The following is a 3,102-nucleotide window of genomic DNA, read 5'->3' as shown; positions in this document are numbered from 1 at the left end:
GGCTGCCGATGACGGTGAGTCATATGACCTGTTCTCCAAGCTACAGGACGAAGAAACCATGGATGCCCTGGATACCAAGGAGCCACCGGCAGACTGGGAGCCTGGACCGGAGGACGAGGTCGACGTCGAAGCGATGGCGGGCGCCAAGTGGGATGATCTCCAGGATGGCCTCGGCATCGTGGTTGCCGACCTCGAAAACAGCCTCGATGATCCAGTGCGCATGTACTTGCGCGAGATCGGTCGGGTTCCTCTGCTGACCGCTGAGGAGGAGGTCCGCCTGGCGCGGCTGATGGAGCGGGGCAAGGCTGAAGCCGCCAAGCCGAACCCAAATCGGCGCATTATCGAGGAAGGCGAGGAGGCTCAGCGGCGCCTGACAGAGGCTAATCTGCGCCTGGTGGTGAGCGTTGCTAAAAAGTACATTGGCCGGGGCATGAGCCTGCTGGACCTGATCCAGGAGGGCAACATTGGCCTGATTCGTGCCGTCGAGAAGTTCGACTACACCAAGGGCTACAAGTTCAGTACCTACGCCACCTGGTGGATTCGCCAGGCCATTACCCGTGCTATTGCCGATCAGGCACGGACAATCCGCATCCCGGTTCACATGGTCGAGACAATTAATCGGCTGATTCGTATCAGCCGTCGTCTGCTGCAGGATCTCGGGCGTGAGCCAACTTCGGAAGAGATCGCCGAGCAGATGGACATCAGCCCCGAGAAGGTGCGCGAGATTATCAAGGTCAGTCAAGAGCCTGTGAGCCTGGAGACGCCGATCGGCGAAGAGGAAGATAGTCACCTGGGTGACTTTATCGAGGATCATACGGCCCTTGCTCCTGCTGATGCGGCCAGCCATCAGCTCCTGAAGGAGCAGGTTGAGGACGTGCTTGCCAGCCTGACCGAGCGCGAGCGCAAGGTGCTCCAGTTGCGCTTCGGCCTCGATGATGGTCGGAGTCGCACCCTCGAAGAGGTGGGCAAGGAGTTCCATGTGACCCGCGAGCGCATTCGCCAGATCGAAGCCAAGGCTCTGCGCAAGCTGCGCCATCCCAGCCGCAGTCGTAAGCTCAAGGATTACCTTGATTAGCTTCTTCCCAAGGTAGCTATGGGGCGCGTTTGACGCGCCCCTACTTTTTTGGTGTCGGCCAAGAATCGAACGCGACCGGACGGAGCCGAAGGGGAAGCCCGTACTGCATGTCTGCTTGGGGAGAACCTAGGATCGGTCAGGGCTAAGCTAACTCAGTGCTTAGCCCTGCAGCTTACTCTCTGGCTCTCGTTGTATCTCAGCTCACGTAGATGCTTCCCTCGATCAAGCCTTCCATTTCTCCCTTGGGGTCGCGCATCATCAGCTCCAGGACGGCTTTATAGGGATCATAGCCTTCGAATAAAACCAGGGCAAGCTGCTGAGTGATGGGCATTTCGACACTGTAGCGCTGTGCAAGCTGAAGGGCTGCGCGCGTCGTATAAACTCCTTCAGCCACGCTGTGCATGGAGGCAAGGATATCGCTCAGTTTTTCCCCGGCGGCTAGACGGCGACCAAGCTGGTGGTTGCGGCTCAGGGGACTGGAACAGGTGGCCACCAGATCGCCTAAGCCTGCCAGGCCTGCAAAGGTTAACGGATGGGCTCCAGCGGCGGTACCGAGCCGCGTGATCTCGGCTAATCCCCTCGTGATAAAGGCTGCACGCGCATTCTCACCATAGCCCATGCCGTCATTGATACCTGCCCCGATGGCGATGATATTCTTCAATGCTCCACCCAGCTCAATGCCAATGATGTCCTGAGTAGTGTAAACCCGGTAGCGCGCTGTACTCAACAGAGTACGCAGGTAGATGGCGATGGCTTCATCTTGAGCAGCCACCACGGCAGCAGTGGGTTTCCCTTCGGCGACCTCGCGTGCAAGGTTGGGACCGCTGAGAGCAGCAAGACGTTCACGCACCTCGGGTAGCTCTTCGGCCAGCACTTCTGACATGCGCTGGAGCGTGGCTAGCTCAATCCCCTTGCTGGCACTCACTACAATGGCGTTGCGCTCAAGATAGGGAGCAAGCTGACGCGCGTTTTCACGCATGCGCTGCGAGGGAGTGACCAGAATGACGACTTCGCGGTGGCGAACGGCTTCTTCTAGATCGGCAGTGATTCCTAAGTGCTCGGGAAAGCGAAAACCGGGCAGAAAGAGTCTATTTTCACGCAGGCGCGCCATTTCGGCGGCCCGCTCAGGCCGATGCTCCCAGAGGACTGTGTCGATCCCCTTGTTGGCCAGCAAAAGCGCCAGCGTGGTTCCCCAGGCACCACTGCCAATGACTGCAACGGATGCCATTGTCCTCCTCTCCTATGCTCGGTTGCCCGTAGGCTCGCTCGCTGAAGGGCTATGCGCTGCCTCTCATTGTAGCACAGGGGAGGGGACGGTCAACCTCGTGCACTTGCTGAGCGTGCCAGCTCCCCACCCTTTCCCAGCGCTTTCTCCGCTGCTGCTGCCAGACGCTTCCCCCTTCTCTAGTGCTTCCTGGACCCACGACTCTCCGCTTCCTTCTGCTCGCTTTCCCCGCGTAGGAAAGGTCCAATGTCGGCAGACTGGTGATCACAGGAGTGGCAATATTTGAAATGTTTGCGCAGTTCCTTAAGCGCTTTACTGGTTTCATCCGGCGAGGCGCCGTGACGATAAAGGCAAGCTTTCCATTGCAGACGCTGCAAATACTTTCTCCCAAACTCCCCTCCACATTCCTTGGATAAGAGATCTTCGATGCAACGACGAGTACGAATCAGTTGAGTGGCGGCCTCCTCAACGCGGCTGTGTTTCAGTTCAACCAGGCAGATTGTGCGTTCCGCGGAGCCATCCCGGCTGTAGAAGATCAGACCATCGCAACGGCGATCGTGCTCTTTGAGGCCTAGGCTCTGCAGTAGCTCGCGCGCCTGTACGCTGCCGTCGTCGAGTTGAAAGCAAAGGATGACTTCGCCGGCGTAGGGATCATCTAGATGGCCAAGGCGAGCCTTCGCTTTTTGATTTTTAGGGGCAACAAAGACTTTATCTCCCTTTTCTCCATTAATACATTTGGAGGAGCTAGCGCCGATCAACAGCAGGCGGGTGAGAGGCATGGCCGGTCAGCTTCCTTCCTATC

The 3,102-nt window shown here is 58.1% G+C and carries 3 protein-coding genes; 1 reads left to right on the top strand and 2 read right to left on the bottom strand.

Features of this window, described 5'->3' with window-relative positions; translation table 11 throughout:
- The coding region (gene rpoD, locus IRZ24_RS18630) for an RNA polymerase sigma factor RpoD (protein ID WP_297167708.1) at positions 1-1,075 on the top strand (1,075 nt) is incomplete at its 5' end.
- Between the two features lie 196 nt (positions 1,076-1,271).
- Here the strand turns inward: rpoD and IRZ24_RS18625 are convergent.
- The gene (locus IRZ24_RS18625; protein ID WP_297167705.1) at positions 1,272-2,303 is read right to left on the bottom strand and encodes an NAD(P)H-dependent glycerol-3-phosphate dehydrogenase; all 1,032 of its coding nucleotides are present in this window, start codon (positions 2,301-2,303) and stop codon (positions 1,272-1,274) included.
- A 176-nt stretch (positions 2,304-2,479) separates the two neighbouring features.
- Positions 2,480-3,079: a hypothetical protein gene (locus IRZ24_RS18620; protein WP_297167702.1), complete on the bottom strand. Its 600-nt coding sequence runs from the start codon at positions 3,077-3,079 to the stop codon at positions 2,480-2,482.
- Positions 3,080-3,102 lie beyond the last annotated feature (23 nt).

This window comes from Thermogemmatispora sp. (assembly GCF_019683755.1).
Lineage (GTDB): Bacteria > Chloroflexota > Ktedonobacteria > Ktedonobacterales > Ktedonobacteraceae > Thermogemmatispora.
The sequence above is the reverse complement of the archived record's forward strand: the minus strand, read 5'-3'. Positions and strand labels throughout refer to the sequence as shown.